Genomic DNA, 16422 nt, shown 5'->3' with positions numbered 1-16422 from the left:
AAGTGGCGAGAAGAGACCTGGAGACGACGACGACCGACGACGTCGTCACCAAGGCGAAGCGTGACCGCGAGAAGCGTCGCGGTCCCGTCGCCGCCGTCGCGCTGTTCATCCGCCAGGTGATCGCTGAACTCCGCAAGGTCGTCACGCCGACGCGTCGTGAGCTGTTCAGCTACACCGGTGTCGTGCTCGTCTTCGTCGTCGTGATGATGGTGCTCGTGTCCGTGCTCGACTTCGTGTTCGGGTGGGGCGTCGGCTACGTCTTCGGGAACGGCGCGACCTCCTGACGACCACCACGGGCTCCGGACCGGAGTCCTGATCCGCGTCGGCTCCCCGGGGCCGCGCCGCACCGCCGGACCGGACCGAACGAACACCCGATCCGCCAACCGAACGGAAAGAACCGACAGTGTCTGACAACTCTCGCGCTCGCGACGACATCGACCTCTCGACCGCCGCCGAGCAGGGCTCCGAGGTCGAGGAGAACCAGGAAGGCAACGTCGAGACCTCCGAAGGTCGCTCGATCGAGTCCGCCGAAGAGCGCGCCATGTCCGTCGAGGACGAGGACGAGGCCCTCGCCACCGGCGCGACCGACGGCGACGCGTTCGACGAGGCGCTCGCCGCCCTCGCCGAGTCGCGCGACCCCGAGGCCGACGCGATCGTCGACGACGCGCTCGAGATCGACACGCCGGAAGAGGCCGAGGCCGCCGTCGAGGCGGTGGAGGACGAGGAAGAGCTCGAGCTCGAGACCGAGGAGGCCGAGGGAGACCTCGTCGCCGCCAACGCGGACCTGGCCGCCGAGGAGGCCGCCGACGCGCTGGGCGACGAGGACGAGGACGAGGTCGAGGTCGACCCGTACGAGGCGTTCAAGGCCGAGCTCCGGATGAAGCCGGGCAAGTGGTACGTCATCCACTCCTACGCGGGCTTCGAGCGTCGTGTGAAGTCCAACATCGAGAACCGCATGGTGTCGATGTCCATGGAGGACGCGATCTACCAGGTCGAGGTCCCGATGGAGGACGTCGTCGAGATCAAGAACGGCCAGCGCAAGCTCGTCACGCGTGTCCGGATCCCGGGTTACGTGCTCGTCCGCATGGACCTCGACGAGGACAGCTGGTCGGTCGTGCGTCACACGCCGGGCGTCACGGGCTTCGTCGGCAACGCGCACAACCCCACGCCGCTCCGCTTCGACGAGGCCTTCGGCATGCTGAAGAGCCTGGTGCAGGTGGCCGAGGTGGCCCCGGCCAAGGGCGGCGCGAAGGGTGGTGCCGCGGCACAGCGCGTCACCCCCGCCGAGGTCGACTTCGAGATCGGCGAGACGATCACCATCAAGGAGGGCTCGTTCGCGGGTCTGCCGGGGTCGATCTCCGAGATCAAGCCGGAGAGCGGCAAGCTCACGGTCCTCGTCTCGCTGTTCGAGCGCGAGACGCCGGTCGAACTCAGCTTCGACCAGGTGACGAAGCTCTAGTAGACTGTTCGAGTTTGGGCTCGGATCCGTATCGCGGACCGAGCTCGCCACCGCGGTCCGGAACGGCCGGACGAGCGGGAGAGTGCACGGGTCCCCGTGCGTTCGAACCCAGGAGAAGGAAGAGACATGGCTCCGAAGAAGAAGGTCACGGGCCTGATCAAGCTGCAGATCAACGCCGGCGCGGCCAACCCCGCCCCGCCGATCGGTCCCGCGCTCGGTCAGCACGGCGTGAACATCATGGAGTTCTGCAAGGCCTACAACGCGGCGACCGAGTCCCAGCGCGGCAACGTCGTCCCGGTCGAGATCACCGTGTACGAGGACCGCTCGTTCACGTTCGTCCTCAAGACCCCGCCGGCCGCCGAGCTCATCAAGAAGGCCGCCGGGATCCAGAAGGGGTCCGCGACCCCGCACACGGTCAAGGTCGCGCGCATCTCGATGGACCAGGTCCGTCAGATCGCCGAGACGAAGCAGGCCGACCTCAACGCCAACGACGTCGACGCCGCGGCGAAGATCATCGCCGGCACCGCCCGCTCCATGGGCATCACCGTCGAGGCCTGAGGCCCCGCACCCCTTCCGACACCCCCGTGGGAGAGCCTCGCCAGGCTCGTCAACCACACTCTCGACTAGGAGAACCACCATGGCGAAGAATTCCAAGGCCTACCGGGCCGCGGCCGCGAAGATCGAGGCCGACCGGTACTACACCCCGTCCGAGGCCGTCGACATCGCGCGCGAGACCGGCTCGAGCAAGTTCGACTCGACCGTCGAGGTCGCGCTGAAGCTCGGCGTCGACCCCCGCAAGGCGGACCAGATGGTGCGCGGCACCGTCATCCTCCCGCACGGCACCGGCAAGACCGCCCGGGTCATCGTCTTCGCGACCGGTGCGGCGGCGGAGGCCGCCATCGCCGCGGGTGCCGACGAGGTCGGTGGCGACGAGCTCATCGAGAAGGTGGCCGGCGGCTACACCTCGTTCGACGCCGCCGTCGCGACGCCGGAACTCATGGGCAAGGTCGGTCGTCTCGGCCGCGTCCTCGGCCCGCGTGGTCTCATGCCGAACCCCCGCACGGGCACCGTCACCCCGAACGTCGCGGGTGCGGTGAACGACATCAAGGGCGGCAAGATCGAGTTCCGCGTCGACAAGCACGCCAACGTGCACTTCGTCGTCGGCAAGGCCTCGTTCACGCCGGAGCAGCTGAACGAGAACCTCACCGCCGCGCTCGACGAGGTCGTCCGCCTCAAGCCGAGCGCCTCGAAGGGCCGCTACATCACGAAGGGCGCCATCTCGACGACGTTCGGCCCGGGCATCCCGCTCGACGTCAACGCGATCGGCTGAGTCCCGGAGGACCCGAACGGCCCACACCGCTGCACGCGGTGTGGGCCGTTCCGCGTTCCTGCGCCGTCCGAGCCGCCGGTGACCATCGCCGTCCGAGCCACCGGGGACCATCCGCCGACAGAGACCGTCCGCCCACCGCACCGCCCGCGCTCCGCAGACGTCCACGGGCAGCTGTCGGGAGGCACGGTGCAGCAGCCGGGGCCACTACTGTGAGCCACGTGCGCACCAGCCTCACCGTCGTGTCCGCCGTCCGGCTCGTCGTCGCGATCGCGATCGTGACCGCGGTGGTGGGACAGCTCGTGGTGCTCGTGCGCGGGGACGTGTTCCGACCGTGGGACTTCTTCGGGTACTTCACCATCCAGTCGAACTGCGTGGCCGCGGTGGTGCTCGTCGCGGTCGTGGTGCTCGCCGCGCGTGGACGGTCGACGAGCCGGTTGACGTTCGTGCGCGCCGCTGCCACGACGTACATGGCCACGACGGGCGTCGTGTACAACACCCTCCTCGTGCACGTCCCGCTCGGTGCGTTCGGGCTCGCCTGGTCGAACGACGTCCTGCACCGCTGGGTGCCGCTCTACCTGGCACTCGACTGGCTCTTCGTCGACGACCGACGTCCGATCTCGCTGCGGCGCGTTCCGTGGTTCCTCGTCTACCCCGCGGTCTGGCTCGGCGTGGTCCTCGTCCGGGGCGGCACCGACGGCTGGGTGCCGTACCCGTTCCTCGATCCGCGGCAGGGCTACGGCGTCGTGGCGATCGCATGTGTGGCGATCGGGGTGTTCATCACCCTCATCGGCATCGTCGTCGCGCGGGTGGCGCGGGTGCGGCTCCTCCGCGTCGAGCGGCGGTAGCCCCGGCGTCAGCTCCGGGCGACGCGGAGGCGGTCGAGCACGAGGTCGGCGAGTTCGACGAGCCCGCGGATCTGGTCGTCGTCGCGATCCACCCAGCGGCACTCGGGCTCGTCGGCGACGGGCACGAAGTCGTCGTGTCGTTCCCACACGAACAGCGTGCGCTCAGCGCCGAGCACGTACTGCTGCCACCAGATCTGCCGCAGGTAGTGGCGGGGGATCCGACGCCAGCCCGTCGACGTCGTCTTGATCTCGGCGAGCACCAGACGACCCTGGTGATCGTGTCCGACGCCGTCCGGTGTGGCGAGGTGGGCTCGGTTCGTGCGGGCGTGGAACAGGGCGCTCGACGGCTCGATGCCGTGCGTGGCGGCGACCCAGGCGGCGATCACCGGTTCGCGTTCGCGACCGTGGTCCGTGAACGCGTTGCCCGAGAACCGTGAGCCGTAGCGCTTGTCGGCGACCACGGCCTCCACGGCGTGGAGGGACGCGAGCCGGGCGACGTCGGTCGCGGTGATCCCGGCCGCGCGGGCACGGAGCCAGCCGACGCGATCGGTCGCGTCGGCCAGGATGCGCGCGGTGTGGTCGCGGAGGACCGTGAACCGGTCGTGCGCGTCGTCGTCGTCCCAGAGGGAGAGCGTCGGCTGCACGATGGTCACGCGACCATTGTCCCTCGCGCCGGGACGGTCAGGAGGACACGAGGCGGCGATCCTCGCCCACGGCCACCATCTCGTCGATCCCGGCGGGGGAGAGCGCGTAGTCGATCGCCAGGGCGGACGCGCCGTGCAACGCGGCGGCGGAGCCCGCGCGGGACTGCGCGATGACCAGGTGCGAGGTCGCGAGCGGCATGGATCGGGAGTAGACGACCTCGCGCACGCCGGCCAGGAGGTGTTCCCCCGCCTGCGCCATCGACCCGCCGAGCGCGATGACGGCCGGGTTCATGAGCGAGACGCACGTGGCGAGGACCTCGCCGATGTCGCGGCCGGCCTGCCGGACGGCGCCGATCGCGTCGATGTCCGCGCGGGCGACGAGCGCGAGGATGTCCTCGCTCGACGTGACGTCGTGGCCCTTCGCGCGCAGCGCGCGGGCGATCGCCGGACCGGAGGCGACGGCCTCCAGGCAGCCCGTGTTGCCGCAGTGGCAGGGGACCTCGCCCGCGCGGGCGACGCGCACGTGCCCGATGTCGCCGGCGGTGCCCTGTGCGCCACGCTGGAGGCGGCCCTCGGACACGATGCCGGAGCCGATACCGGTGGCGACCTTGACGAACATCATGTGGTCGACGTCCGGCCACGCGTGCTCCCGTTCGCCGAGCGCCGCGATGTTGACGTCGTTGTCGACGAGCACGTGGGTGTCGATGTGCTGGCGCACCCATCCTGGGACGTCGAAGCCGTCCCAGCCGCGCATGATCGGCGGATTGGCGGGGCGTCCGGTGGAGAACTCGACCGGGCCCGGCAGACCGATCCCGATGGCGACGACGTCCTCGCGGCGGCGACCGATCCGGTCGAGCAGCAGGTCCAGGCGCCCGACGAGCCACTCGAGGATCGGGACGGGCCCCTCGGCGATGTCGATGCGGGCCTCGTCCATCGCGAGGCGGTTGCCCATGAGGTCGGTCAGCGCGACACGCCCGTGGGAGGCACCGAGGTCGGCGGCGGCGACGACCCGCGCGGTCGGTCGGAGTGCGATCTGCGCGGGTGGCCGTCCGCCCGTCGAGACAGCCGTGTCGAGCGGGCCGACGAGGCCGACCTCGACGAGCGCGTCGAGGCGCACGCTGACGGTCGAGCGGGACAGCCCGGTGCGGGCGGCGAGTTCGGCGCGGGTACGGGGGACGCCGTCCCGCAGGATCTGGAACAGCTCACTCGCCCCGACGGTGGGCGGCGCTGCCGCACGCGTCAGATCGACCATGGTCGGAGTGAACCACACTAACGACGGCGGCAGCAAGCAAGATCGCCGAGCGACATGGGACTTCTGCTTGACGCTCGGCAGAAGTGCTCGTAGTGTGACCTGCGGCCAGCGCCGGCGCCCCTCTCGGAGGAGGACCGACACAGGCCGGTACCGCACCACTCGACGAGGAGAACCAGGTGACCCCACCGCTTTCGGTCCAGCTCTACACCGTCCGGGACGCCATCGCGACCGATCTACCCGGAACCCTGCGGCGCATCGCCGACATCGGGTTCACGAACGTCGAACTCGCCGGCTACGTCGACCGTGCGGACGAGTACGCCGAGGCGCTGAAGGCCACGGGCCTCACCGCACCGAGCGGTCACGCTCGCCTCCTCGGCGACGCCGGCCTCGACCTCGACCGCATCCTCAGCGCGAGCGTCACCGTCGGCCTCACCACGCTCATCGACCCGCACATCGACGAGGCGCGCTGGACCACACGCGAGGACGTCGAGGCGATCGCCCGCGAGCTCGGAGCCGTCGCCGCACGGGCAGCGGACCACGGGTTGGCCCTCGGGTACCACAACCACGCGTTCGAGTTCGAGCACCGCATCGACGGCGTCTCCGCCTACGAGGTGTTCGCGAACGCCCTGCACGACGACGTCGTGCTCGAGCTCGACACGTACTGGTGCCAGGTCGGGGGTGACTCCGCAGTCGAGATCCTCGGCAAGCTCGGTGACAAGGTCCGGTTCCTGCACGTCAAGGACGGTGACGGGACGAAGAACGACAAGGCCCAGGTCGCGGTCGGCAACGGCATCATGCCCGTCCGCGAGATCATCGCCGCGGCGCCGCAGGCCCAGCAGGTCATCGAACTCGACGACCACGAGGGCGACGTGTTCCAGGCCGTCGCCGACAGCCACGCCTTCCTCACGGGGGTCCAGGCATGAGCGCCGCACGCACCGGCCGGGTCGGCGTCGGCGTCATCGGCGCCGGCGTGATCAGCGACCAGTACCTCTCCAACCTCACCGTCTTCCCCGACCTCGAGGTCCTGTTCATCGCGGACATCGACCTGCCGCGTGCGGCGGCACAGGCCGAGAAGTGGAACGTCCCCGGCTCCGGCACGGTCGATGAGCTCCTCGCCATCGACGACATCGAGATCGTCGTGAACCTGACCATCCCCGCCGCCCACGTCGAGGTCGCCACCAAGGCACTCGAGGCCGGTAAGCACGTGTGGGGCGAGAAGCCGTACGCCCTCGACCGCGAGAGCGGCCGCGCCCTCGTCGAGGCGGCCCACGCCGCGGGCAAGCGCGTGTGCGTCGCGCCGGACACGTTCCTCGGCGCCGGGCTCCAGACGTCCCTCCGCACCATCGCCGGTGGCGCGATCGGCACGCCCCTCAACGCGTTGACGATCATGCAGAGCCCCGGCCCCGAGTCCTGGCACCCGAGCCCCGAGTTCCTGTTCGCGTTCGGCGGTGGCCCGCTGTTCGACATCGGCCCGTACTACCTCACGACGCTCGTCCAGGTGTTCGGCCCGGTCGCGCAGGTGAGCGCCACCGCGTCGAAGGCCCGCGGCACCCGTGTGATCGGGTCCGGGCCGAAGGCCGGCACGGAGTTCCCGGTCGAGGTCCCGACGCACTACTCGGCGCTCATCGAGTTCGAGAACGGTGGCAGCGCGCAGAGCATCTTCAGCTTCGAGTCGGCCCAGCCGCGTGCCGGGTTCGTCGAGGTCTCGGGCGAGACGGGCACCGTGGTGTTCCCCGACCCGAACATGTTCGACGGGGACACGAAGCTCTGGACCGCCGGCTCCGAGGAGCCCGAGGTCATCCCCGCCACGGGGTCGACCTACACGCGGGGGACCGGCGTCGTCGAGCTCGCTCGCGCGATCCGCGCCGACGTTCCGGAACGCGTCCCCGGTGCGCTGGCGTTCCACGTGCTCGACGTCATGGTCTCGATCGCCGAGGCCGCCGAGCAGCACGGCCCCGTCCGCGTCGAGAGCACGGTGTCCTCGAGTCCCGTCCTCCCCGAGGACTTCGACCCCGCGGCGTCGACGCTCGCCTGACCCCGACCCGCGCGGCCGACACCAACGGCCGCGCGGGCCCCCGAACTTCCGTTTCCCTTCCTTTCCCTTCCCGATAGCACCTCCCACTCAACGACGAGAAAGCAGAGAGTCATGCGCACCACATTCCGCGCACTGGCCGTCGCCGCCGCAGGCGCACTGATGGTCACGGGCCTCGCGGCCTGTTCCTCCTCCGGTTCATCCGGATCCTCCAGCAGCGACGGCAAGACGCTCACCTACTGGGCGAGCAACCAGGGCACGAGCCTCCAGAACGACAAGGAGGTGCTCACGCCGGAGCTGGCCAAGTTCACCAAGCAGACCGGGATCAAGGTGAACCTCCAGGTCATCGGGTGGAACGACCTGCAGAACAAGATCCAGACCGCGGTCACGAGTGGCCAGGGCCCGGACGTGGTCAACATCGGCAACACCTGGGCGACCTCGCTCCAGGCCACCGGCGCGTTCATGCCGTTCGACAGCTCGGCGATGAAGGCGATCGGCGGCTCGGACAAGTTCGGCAAGGTGCCGCTGTCCACCGGTGGCGCCCCCGGCAAGACCGTGACGAGCGTCCCGCTCTACGGCCTCGCCTACGGCCTCTTCTACAACAAGGCCATGTTCGCCGCCGCCGGTCTCAAGCCGCCGACGACGTGGGAGGAACTGACGAGCGACGCGCAGAAGCTCACCGACCCGGCCAAGGGTCAGTACGGGTTCTCCCTCGCCGCGGGTTCCTACACCGAGAACGCGCACTTCGCGTTCATCAACTCGGCGCAGAACGGCGGCCAGTGGTTCAACAGCAAGGGTGACCCGACGTTCACCTCGACCGCGAACGTCAACGGCATCAAGCGGTACCTCGACCTGATGCAGACCCAGAAGGCCGTGAACACCTCGAACGCCCAGTACGACAACGCGACGCAGTCGACGTCGGACTTCGCCAAGGGCAAGGCGGCGATGATCCTCAACCAGAACAACGCCGACGCCACCATCCAGTCGAACGGCATGTCCGCCGACAAGTACGGTGTGGTGCCCTTCCCGGCGCCGACGGGTGCGAAGCAGATCGCGAGCTTCCCGGCCGGTATCAACCTGTCCATCTTCAAGAACACGAAGAACAAGGACGGCGCGCTCAAGTTCGTCAAGTTCATGACGAGCGAGAGCACCCAGGCGACCCTCGACAAGCCGTACGCGGCCCTGCCGGTGCTCAAGAGCGCCGCGAACGCGACGGACCTGTCCGCCGAGACGAAGACGTTCCTCAACATCTACAACACGATGGCGAAGCCGCTGCCGCTGGTGCCGGCCGAGGACCAGTTCGAGTCCACCGTGGGCAAGTCGATGAACGACATGTTCGCCAAGATCGCCACCGGCAGCACGGTGTCGACCAGCCAGATCAAGTCGGCACTGCAGACCGCGCAGGACCAGGTGTCCCAGGCCAACGGCTGATCCCGACGGCGCCCCGGGTGATGGTGCCATCGCCCGGGGCGCCGCCCCTTCCCATCCCTGCACCCGCCGGAAGGTGATCCACATGTCAACGACGGTCCTCCCCGAGTCGTCCCGAGCTGCGGAGCTGACGACCGACTCACGGTCCACGCTCGCGAACAAGCCGCCCAAGCGGCGCCGTCACGGGCAGTGGCTGCCGTACGTGCTCCTGGCTCCCGCGATCCTGTTCGAGCTGCTCATCCACATCGTCCCGATGCTCACGGGCATCTGGATCAGCCTCGTCCAGCTCACCAAGTACTTCATCGCCAACTGGTCGAGCGCACCGTGGGCGGGCCTGCACAACTACAGCGTCGCGCTCGACTTCAACCAGGCGATCGGCAAGAGCCTGCTCAACTCGTTCCTGGTCACGTGCGGGTTCACCGTCCTGGTGGTCGGGTTCGCGTGGGTCCTCGGCATGGCCGCGGCGGTCGCCCTGCAGCGCGAGTTCCGCGGACGCTCCCTGTTCCGCACGCTGTTCCTGGTGCCCTACGCGCTGCCCCTCTACGCCGGCATCATCGCCTGGAAGTTCATGTTCCAGCGCGACACCGGCGCGATCAACCACATCCTCGTCGACCAGCTGCACCTCATGGCGCACGGTCCGTTCTGGCTGATCGGCAACAACGCGTTCGTCGCGATCGTGATCGTCGCCATCTGGCGGCTGTGGCCGTTCGCGTTCCTCATGCTCATGGCAGGCCTGCAGTCGATCCCGCAGGACGTCTACGAGGCGAGCTCGGTGGACGGCGCCAAGCCGTTCCGGCAGTGGCGCAGCATCACCCTGCCGATGGTGCGGTCGGTCAACGTCACCCTGGTCCTCGTGATGTTCCTCTGGACGTTCAACGACTTCAACACGCCCTACGTGCTGTTCGGCTCGACCGCGCAGCCGCCGGCCGCGGACCTCATCTCGTTCCACATCTACAACGCCTCGTTCATCACGTGGAACTTCGGCTCCGGCGCCGCGATGAGCGTGCTGCTGCTGCTGTTCCTGCTCATCGTCACGAGCGCCTACCTGCTCTTCACCAACCGGAGGTCCCAGCGTGCGTGAGACAACTGGCTCCAAGACGTTCCGCGTCATCGTCATCGTCCTGCTGTCGATCTTCACGATCGTGCCCCTGTACGTCATGATCACCTCGGCCCTCAAGCCGCTCGGTGACGTGCAGGGCGCGTTCACGTGGATCCCGACACACCTCACCTTCCAGCCGTTCATCGACATCTGGACCACGGTGCCGCTGGCGACCTACTTCGTGAACAGCCTGGTCGTCTGCTCGATCGCGACGCTGTTCTCGCTCGTCATCGCGATCTTCGCCGCGTACGCGGTGTCGCGGTGGACGTTCCGCGGTCGCAGCACGTTCACCACCTCGATCCTGGCGACCCAGATGTTCCCCGGCGTGCTGTTCCTGCTGCCGCTGTACCTCATCTTCGTCAACCTGGACCAGTTGCTCGGCATCCAGCTCGTCGGCACCCAGCTCGGCCTGATCATCACGTACCTGACGTTCGTGCTGCCGTTCTCGATCTGGATGCTCGCCGGCTACTTCGAGACCATCCCGCGCGATCTCGACGAGGCCGCCATGGTGGACGGGTCGGGTCCGCTCGGGGCGTTGTTCCGGGTGATCCTGCCGGCCGCGCGACCGGGCATCGTGGCCGTCGCGATCTACTCGTTCATGACGAGCTGGGGTGAGGTGCTGTTCGCGTCCGTCCTGACGAACGGGAACTCGCAGACCCTCGCCGTGGGCCTGCAGCAGTACTCGACCCAGACGAACGTCTACTGGAACCAGATCATGGCCGCCTCGCTCGTGGTCAGCATCCCGGTCGTCGTCGCGTTCCTCATCGTCCAGCGGCAGTTCGTCGCCGGTCTGACCGCAGGCGCCGTCAAGTAGTAGGGGCGAGCCACTCGCGGAGGGACGGTGCGGGTCGGACCCGCACCGTCCCTCCCGGCATGGTCGCCCCGTCGCTGGCGCGACGGTCCGGAGCCGGCGGGACAGGCCCACCTGTCTCCGCACGGCGCGTCCGAGCGACCGGCGGACGGCGGCGGACCAGGAGAGGATGGAGACCATGAGCGACGACAGCACGAGTGAGCCGCGCGGGCGGCAGTTGCGGCCCGGACAGACGAGCCGGGTGCACGTGGTCGACGTGACGACCGGCGAGGACCGGGTCGTGTTCGTGAGCGACCGCGTGCTCGTCGAGGCGCCGAACGTGTGGATCGACCGGGCGGGGACCTCGGACGAACGGCTCGTGCTCAACGGCGACGGCGACCTCTTCACGCTCCCCGTGCCGCGGACCGGCGTGGTCCTCGACGAGAACGACCTGGTGCGGGTGCCGATGGACGGTGTCCCGGAGATCAACAACGACCACGTGCTCGATCCGTCCGGCACCTCGATCGTGGTCTCCGCCCGCGACGGCGACCTCTACCGCGTCGCACTGCCCGAGGGCACCGCGGCCGAGCCCGCCGAGCGGATCACCGACGCCGCCGCCGCGCCGGTCCGCCGGAAGTTCTACCTGCACGGCATCGCGCCCGACGGGTCCTCGCTCGCGGCGATCGTGGGCGAGCTGTCGGACGACGGCGTGTGGTCGACGGACGTCGCGCTCGTGGACCCGGCGACCGGCGAACCGACGTTCGTGACGCGCGACGAGCACGCCGACGACGGCGTGGTGTTCGCCCCGGACGGGTCCGCCCTGCTCTGGAACTCCGAACGATGGGAGTCCGAGCCCGGGCACGCGCAGCTGACACGGTTGCGACTCGACGGGGTACCGGACAGCACCGCGGAGCGCCCCGCGCTGACGGAACGAGCGGAGCAACTGACGCACGACGAGCGCGTGAACTGGTTCCCCCACCCGTCCCCGGACGGCCGGCACCTGCTGTACCTGGCGTACCCGACGGGTACCCAGGGGCACCCGGCCGACCGCGACGTCGAACTCCGGATGCTCCCCGGTGACGCCGTGCTCGGGACCACGACCGAGGCTCCGCGGACCGTCGCGGTGATGCAGGGTGGCCAGGGAACGGTGAACGTGCCGCCGTGGGCGCCGAGCTCGACGTGGTTCGCCTACTGCGACTACCCAGTCGACTGACCCGCGTCGAGATCACACGACACGCCGCCTCCCGTCGTGGGGAAGCGGCGTGTCGTGCGATTTCGGCACAGATGCCGTGCGTGCGGGACGGTCAGATGTCGCGCACCTGGCCGTTCTTGATGTGCAGACGGCGCTCGGCGCGGCGGGCGACCCACGAGTCGTGCGTCACGATGACGACCGTCAGGCCGCGGTCCTTCCACTGACCCTCGATGATCGACATGATCTCGTCACGGGTGCCCTCGTCGAGTGCCCCCGTCGGTTCGTCCGCCAGGAGCACCTTCGGGTTCTTGACCAGCGCCCGGGCGATCGCGACACGCTGCTGCTGGCCGCCGGACAGCTCGGCGGGCAGGTGCTCGAGGCGCTCGCCCAGTCCGACCGACTCGAGCGCCGCGGTCGCGCTCCGGGTGATCTCGTCACGTGACGACCGGGCGAGCGACCCCGCGAACGCCGTCTCGACGTTCTCGCGAGCGGTCAGCGTCGGGATGAGGTTGAAGGACTGGAACACGAACCCGATCTCGGATGCCCGGATCTCGGTGAGGGCGCCGTCGCCGAGCTCGGCGATGTCCCGGTCGCCGAGCACGACGGACCCGGACGTGGGTCGGTCGAGCGCGCCGAGCATCTGCAGCAGCGTCGACTTGCCGCCGCCGGTCGGCCCCTGGATCGCGACGAGCTGGCCGGTCGGGATCTCGAGGTCGACCCCGGCCAGGGCGGTGACCTTCTTGTTCTTCTGGGCGTAGGTCTTGCCGACGCCGCTCAGCTGGTACATGGGGCGGTTCCCGCTGGCCGGTGCTGCGGCGGGTGCGATGGTCGAGACGCGGTCCGTGGTGGACATCGGTGCTCCTGACTGGTCGGTGGCGCTCGGGATCCGAGAGGGGTTCGAGGACGTGTCGGTGGGCATCAGGCGACGCTCCGGAGTGCTTCTGCCGGGCGGAGCCGGGAGGCCCGCCAGCCGCCGAGGACACCGGCGAGCAGCCCGCCGAGGATCGCCAGACCGATCGCGACGAGGATGATCTCGACGGTGACGGGGGCGTGCAGCACGACGTCGGTGGTCGAGGCCGTCTGTCCGCCGCCGAAGCCCCCCGCCCCGCCGAACCCACCCGAGGTCGCACCGGATCCGCTCGTGCCGGCGTTCGCCGCGCCGGTTGCGGCGGCCCCGGGGAACCCGCCGCCGGTGCCGGCGCCGCCACGGGCCCCGTTCGTGCCGGTGCTGGAGGCGCTGGCGGAGATGGTGGGGGCGATGACGTTGATGACGAGGATGCCGACCAGGCCCGCGACGGCTCCGACGACGCCGCCGATGATGCCCTGGACGAACGACTCCCCGGCGACCTGCCGGGTGATGCGGCCGTTGGACCAGCCGATGGCCTTCAGGGTGCCGAACTCGCGGGTGCGGCGGCTCACGCCGGAGATCGTGAACAGGATGGCGATGAGGAACGCGGCGGCGAGGACCACGATCGACAGCCAGGTGCCGAGGTTCGACACGAGGCTCGACGCGGTCGAGAGGGACCCGGACACGCTCGATGCGAGGTCGGCCTCGGTGGAGACGGTCGCCTTGGTGAGCTTCTTCTCGAGCGCGGTCTTGATGCTGCTGACGTCCGAGGACGACGTCGCGGAGACGTAGATCGTGGTGACCTTGCCGGTCTCGCTCGAGAGCTTCTGTGCGGTGTCGAGCGGGATGTACGAATCCGACGCGGTCGCGGAGTCGGACGACGTGGACGCCACGATGCCGACCACGGTGAACGTCGTGTCGCCGATCGAGATGGTGTCGCCGACGGTCTTCGACTGGCTCTTGGCGTACGTCTTGTCGAGCACGACGACGTCCTTGCCGGCGTCCGAGGCCGTGAGCGCCCGGCCCTTCGTGAGCTTCGCGCTCGTCAGGGGGCCGACCGTGCTGCTGCCGGTCGGGATGCCCGTGACCGTGAACTCGTCGACGCTGAAGTTCCCGCCGCCGAAGCCGCCGCCCTCGCCGCCGGTGGGAGCCTCACGGGTGCCCGTTCCCGTACCGGTGCCCGACGAGCCCGAGGACGATCCCGGCTGCTGCGTGATCGAGCCGGAGAAGGTGCTGTTCGTGAGGTTGAGGACACCGGACGCGGCGGAGACGCCTGAGGTCGAGGTGACGGTCTTCACGGTGCTGTCCGACATGGCGGTGGTGCCGCGGGTGACCGACAGCCGCGACTTCGACAGCTTCGTGGTGCCGTCGCTGCCGGTGGCACCGCCGCTCTGGCCGAAGCCGAAACTCGGGCGGCCGCCGTCCGTGGTGGCGCTCGCGGTCTGCGTGACCGTGATGTCGGTGCCGACGCCGTACACGGACTGCAACACGCTGGACTGCGCTGCCTTCACGCCGCTCGAGATCGACGACACGATGATCACGAGCGCGATGGCCAACGCCATCCCGATCGCGATGATCACGGTCTGCTTCTTGCGGTTCGTGAGCTCGCGCCTGAGGTAGGTCAGGAACATGGTTCTCCTCGCAGGGGTCGGCGGGGAACACCGTCATGCTGTCGCAGGACGGGGCCGACGAGGAGACCGTAGGGAGGGGTGCTGTGCGCGGTGTTGCCCGCTCCTATGGGGTTCCCCAGTGCGGTCGACCTCGGCTCAGCACCTCACCCGACGAGACCGGACGCCTGCGCGACCGAGGGGACGGCCGGGCCGGGGAACACGTCGAGGACGAAGTCGTCCTCCTCGTGGTGCACGAGCGGTGACCGGGGCCAGCGCGCGCGGAGGCGGGCGTGCACGGCGTCGCCGTCGAGCGCAGCGTCGCCGATCGGGTGGCGCCAGTGGCATGCGACGAGGACCCCGTCCGGGTCGAGGGACCGGAACACCTGCTCGACCGTCGTTCCGAGGTCGGCGGCGCTCAGGTCGTGGCCGACCTCGGACAGCACGACGAGGTCGAAGCGCCCGTCCGGCCACTCCTGGGGGACGGTCATGCGGAGGAACGTCGCGCGCGGTGCCGTGCGGCGGGCCTGCTCGAGGGGTGCCCGGGCCATGTCGACGCCGAGCACCGCGTCCGTCCGCTCCGTGAGCTCACGGGTGAGGAACCCCGTCGCGCAGCCGATCTCGAGCGCGGACCGCCAGCGCTCCCGCGGGAGCGCCGCCATCGTGACGGCCCGCTTCCGGCGCTCGTACCAGTCGTGCTCGAAGTCCCGGCCGTCCGGTCGGCGCGCGGAGTGCGCCTCGGAGGACGCGCGGGTCCGCGAGCCGGACCCGTCCGGCGACGGCTGGTCCACCGGTCCGGGGTCGCCCCCGCCCGGTGCGGGGGGCGTCCTGGGGTCCTCCTCGGCCGGTGCTGCCGTCGTCCTGGGGTCCTCCTCGGCGGGTGCTGCCGTCGTCCTGGGGTCCTCCTCGGCGGGTGCTGCCGTCGTCCTGGGGTCCTCCTCGACCGGTGCTGCCGTCGTTCCGGGCTCCTCGATGCTCGGCCGCTCGGTGGCGGCGATGCGGAAGAAGACCTCCTCCGCGCGCGTGAAGTGCTCGAGGTGACGGAGGTCGACGATCGCCTCGTCGCCCGGGGCGTCCGAGAGGGCGCCGACCTGCGATGCGTACATCGTGAGCGCGATGAACTTCCGCTCACGCAGCGCGGGCGGGACCGGGAGGGCCGTGACACGGTCCCACGGACCGCTCGCCGACGCGGGGTCGTCCCAGTGCCACATCCAGATCGGGTACTCGACGAGCGTCACGCCGTCGTGGGCGGCGGCGGCCTCCTCGGCCACCTCGCCCGCGGCGCGGTGGTCGCGGTCACCGTCACCCGTCCACGGCGCCGCGAGGAGGGTCGGGGTCGGCATGCCCGCGAGGACGTGGTCGAGCGCGTCACGCAGCGTCGAGCGGTGCTCGCGGAGCTCGCCGTCCGGCAGGCGGACGCGGGTGGCGCGGATGTCCGGCTGGAGCACCTGGAGCGCCGTCGCGAACTCGGACTCGCGGAGCGCGGCGAGCCGCTCGGGCGTGGTCGTCGGGGAGTCCGGGTGCGACCGCTCGCCGCGCGTGGCGAGCAGGACCCGTGCCGGCAACCCGAGTTCGGCGGCCGTCGCCAGCAGCCCCCCGGCGGCGAGGGTCTCGTCGTCCGGGTGGGGTGCGAGCACCACGACCGACGCGATCCCGTCGAGGTCGAGCCGCTCCGTCGTCCGCTCCGCGAGGAACGTCGTCCACGACGCGGGGTCGGTGCCGGGCTCCCGGTGGTCGAAGCTCACCATGTCAGTCATCCTCGGTCGTGTCGGACGGATGGTGCGCGGACGGCGCGGCGGTCGGGTGGAGCACCCTGCCACCGTACGCACGGAGGAGCGGCTGCGCCGCCGCCCGACAGATGTCGGGGATGCCGACGCCATCGCATCCACAGGCGGTC

The 16422-nt window shown here is 70.0% G+C and carries 16 protein-coding genes; 11 read left to right on the top strand and 5 right to left on the bottom strand.

The annotated features are described in order from the left end of the window. The first annotated feature begins 2 nt into the window (after positions 1-2). From secE to DEI94_RS10875, 5 genes are all read left to right on the top strand, one after another. Complete coding sequence (gene secE, locus DEI94_RS10895; RefSeq protein WP_111009440.1) at positions 3-284, top strand: preprotein translocase subunit SecE; 282 nt, start codon at positions 3-5, stop codon at positions 282-284. A 119-nt stretch (positions 285-403) separates the two neighbouring features. Beyond that, positions 404-1459: a transcription termination/antitermination protein NusG gene (gene nusG, locus DEI94_RS10890; RefSeq protein WP_111009441.1), complete on the top strand. Its 1056-nt coding sequence runs from the start codon at positions 404-406 to the stop codon at positions 1457-1459. 126 nt (positions 1460-1585) lie between these two features. After that, the gene (rplK, locus tag DEI94_RS10885; protein ID WP_111009442.1) at positions 1586-2017 is read left to right on the top strand and encodes a 50S ribosomal protein L11; all 432 of its coding nucleotides are present in this window, start codon (positions 1586-1588) and stop codon (positions 2015-2017) included. Between the two features lie 79 nt (positions 2018-2096). After that, positions 2097-2789 (top strand): 50S ribosomal protein L1, encoded by a 693-nt coding sequence (gene rplA, locus DEI94_RS10880; RefSeq protein WP_111013533.1) that lies wholly within the window; start codon positions 2097-2099, stop codon positions 2787-2789. Positions 2790-3007: 218 nt separating this feature from the next. Further along, positions 3008-3634, top strand: a complete 627-nt coding sequence (locus DEI94_RS10875; protein ID WP_111009444.1) for a Pr6Pr family membrane protein — start codon at positions 3008-3010, stop codon at positions 3632-3634. An 8-nt stretch (positions 3635-3642) separates the two neighbouring features. Here DEI94_RS10875 and DEI94_RS10870 read toward each other — a convergent pair whose 3' ends face one another. Further along, complete coding sequence (locus tag DEI94_RS10870) at positions 3643-4287, bottom strand: YqaJ viral recombinase family protein (protein ID WP_111027021.1); 645 nt, start codon at positions 4285-4287, stop codon at positions 3643-3645. Between the two features lie 28 nt (positions 4288-4315). Further along, a complete protein-coding gene (locus tag DEI94_RS10865) occupies positions 4316-5530 on the bottom strand; it encodes an ROK family transcriptional regulator (RefSeq protein WP_111009446.1) in 1215 nt (404 codons plus the stop codon). 176 nt (positions 5531-5706) lie between these two features. Between DEI94_RS10865 and DEI94_RS10860 the strand changes: the two genes are divergently transcribed. The 6 genes from DEI94_RS10860 (at position 5707) to DEI94_RS10835 (ending at position 12092) form a co-directional block, all read left to right on the top strand. Next, positions 5707-6453 (top strand): sugar phosphate isomerase/epimerase family protein, encoded by a 747-nt coding sequence (locus DEI94_RS10860; protein ID WP_111027020.1) that lies wholly within the window; start codon positions 5707-5709, stop codon positions 6451-6453. Next, the gene (locus DEI94_RS10855; protein ID WP_111027019.1) at positions 6450-7565 is read left to right on the top strand and encodes a Gfo/Idh/MocA family protein; all 1116 of its coding nucleotides are present in this window, start codon (positions 6450-6452) and stop codon (positions 7563-7565) included. The genes DEI94_RS10860 and DEI94_RS10855 overlap by 4 nt, the downstream gene beginning before the upstream one ends. A gap of 111 nt (positions 7566-7676) precedes the next feature. After that, the gene (locus DEI94_RS10850) at positions 7677-8993 is read left to right on the top strand and encodes an ABC transporter substrate-binding protein (RefSeq protein WP_111009449.1); all 1317 of its coding nucleotides are present in this window, start codon (positions 7677-7679) and stop codon (positions 8991-8993) included. An 82-nt stretch (positions 8994-9075) separates the two neighbouring features. Further along, complete coding sequence (locus DEI94_RS10845; protein ID WP_111009450.1) at positions 9076-10071, top strand: carbohydrate ABC transporter permease; 996 nt, start codon at positions 9076-9078, stop codon at positions 10069-10071. Then, positions 10064-10903 carry a carbohydrate ABC transporter permease gene (locus DEI94_RS10840; protein ID WP_111009451.1) on the top strand — a complete coding sequence of 280 codons (840 nt, stop codon included), beginning with the start codon at positions 10064-10066 and terminating at the stop codon, positions 10901-10903. Before DEI94_RS10845 ends, DEI94_RS10840 begins: the two co-directional genes overlap by 8 nt. 175 nt (positions 10904-11078) lie before the next feature. Beyond that, positions 11079-12092, top strand: a complete 1014-nt coding sequence (locus DEI94_RS10835) for a TolB family protein (RefSeq protein ID WP_111027066.1) — start codon at positions 11079-11081, stop codon at positions 12090-12092. A 91-nt stretch (positions 12093-12183) separates the two neighbouring features. Here the strand turns inward: DEI94_RS10835 and DEI94_RS10830 are convergent, their stop codons facing one another. The 3 genes from DEI94_RS10830 to DEI94_RS10820 form a co-directional block, all read right to left on the bottom strand. Continuing rightward, complete coding sequence (locus DEI94_RS10830; RefSeq protein WP_111027065.1) at positions 12184-12858, bottom strand: ABC transporter ATP-binding protein; 675 nt, start codon at positions 12856-12858, stop codon at positions 12184-12186. A 131-nt stretch (positions 12859-12989) separates the two neighbouring features. Further along, positions 12990-14549: an ABC transporter permease gene (locus DEI94_RS10825; protein ID WP_111027018.1), complete on the bottom strand. Its 1560-nt coding sequence runs from the start codon at positions 14547-14549 to the stop codon at positions 12990-12992. A gap of 143 nt (positions 14550-14692) precedes the next feature. Continuing rightward, positions 14693-16273: a bifunctional PIG-L family deacetylase/class I SAM-dependent methyltransferase gene (locus DEI94_RS10820; protein ID WP_181441831.1), complete on the bottom strand. Its 1581-nt coding sequence runs from the start codon at positions 16271-16273 to the stop codon at positions 14693-14695. Positions 16274-16422: the final 149 nt, after the last annotated feature.

The sequence above is a fragment of the Curtobacterium sp. MCBD17_040 genome, from assembly GCF_003234805.2.
In the GTDB taxonomy this organism is placed as follows: Bacteria; Actinomycetota; Actinomycetes; order Actinomycetales; family Microbacteriaceae; genus Curtobacterium.
This window is presented reverse-complemented; position numbering and strand designations above follow the sequence as displayed.

What these genes read in the sequence shown, in the direction of transcription:
- rplK (WP_111009442.1), top strand. Translation starts at nt 1,586, where the DNA reads ATGGCTCCGAAGAAGAAGGTCACGGGCCTGATCAAGCTGCAGATCAAC.
- rplA (WP_111013533.1), top strand. Translation starts at nt 2,097, where the DNA reads ATGGCGAAGAATTCCAAGGCCTACCGGGCCGCGGCCGCGAAGATCGAG.
- DEI94_RS10865 (WP_111009446.1), bottom strand. Translation starts at nt 5,530, where the DNA reads ATGGTCGATCTGACGCGTGCGGCAGCGCCGCCCACCGTCGGGGCGAGT.
- DEI94_RS10855 (WP_111027019.1), top strand. Translation starts at nt 6,450, where the DNA reads ATGAGCGCCGCACGCACCGGCCGGGTCGGCGTCGGCGTCATCGGCGCC.
- DEI94_RS10850 (WP_111009449.1), top strand. Translation starts at nt 7,677, where the DNA reads ATGCGCACCACATTCCGCGCACTGGCCGTCGCCGCCGCAGGCGCACTG.
- DEI94_RS10845 (WP_111009450.1), top strand. Translation starts at nt 9,076, where the DNA reads ATGTCAACGACGGTCCTCCCCGAGTCGTCCCGAGCTGCGGAGCTGACG.
- DEI94_RS10835 (WP_111027066.1), top strand. Translation starts at nt 11,079, where the DNA reads ATGAGCGACGACAGCACGAGTGAGCCGCGCGGGCGGCAGTTGCGGCCC.
- DEI94_RS10830 (WP_111027065.1), bottom strand. Translation starts at nt 12,858, where the DNA reads ATGTACCAGCTGAGCGGCGTCGGCAAGACCTACGCCCAGAAGAACAAG.
- DEI94_RS10825 (WP_111027018.1), bottom strand. Translation starts at nt 14,549, where the DNA reads ATGTTCCTGACCTACCTCAGGCGCGAGCTCACGAACCGCAAGAAGCAG.
- DEI94_RS10820 (WP_181441831.1), bottom strand. Translation starts at nt 16,273, where the DNA reads ATGGTGAGCTTCGACCACCGGGAGCCCGGCACCGACCCCGCGTCGTGG.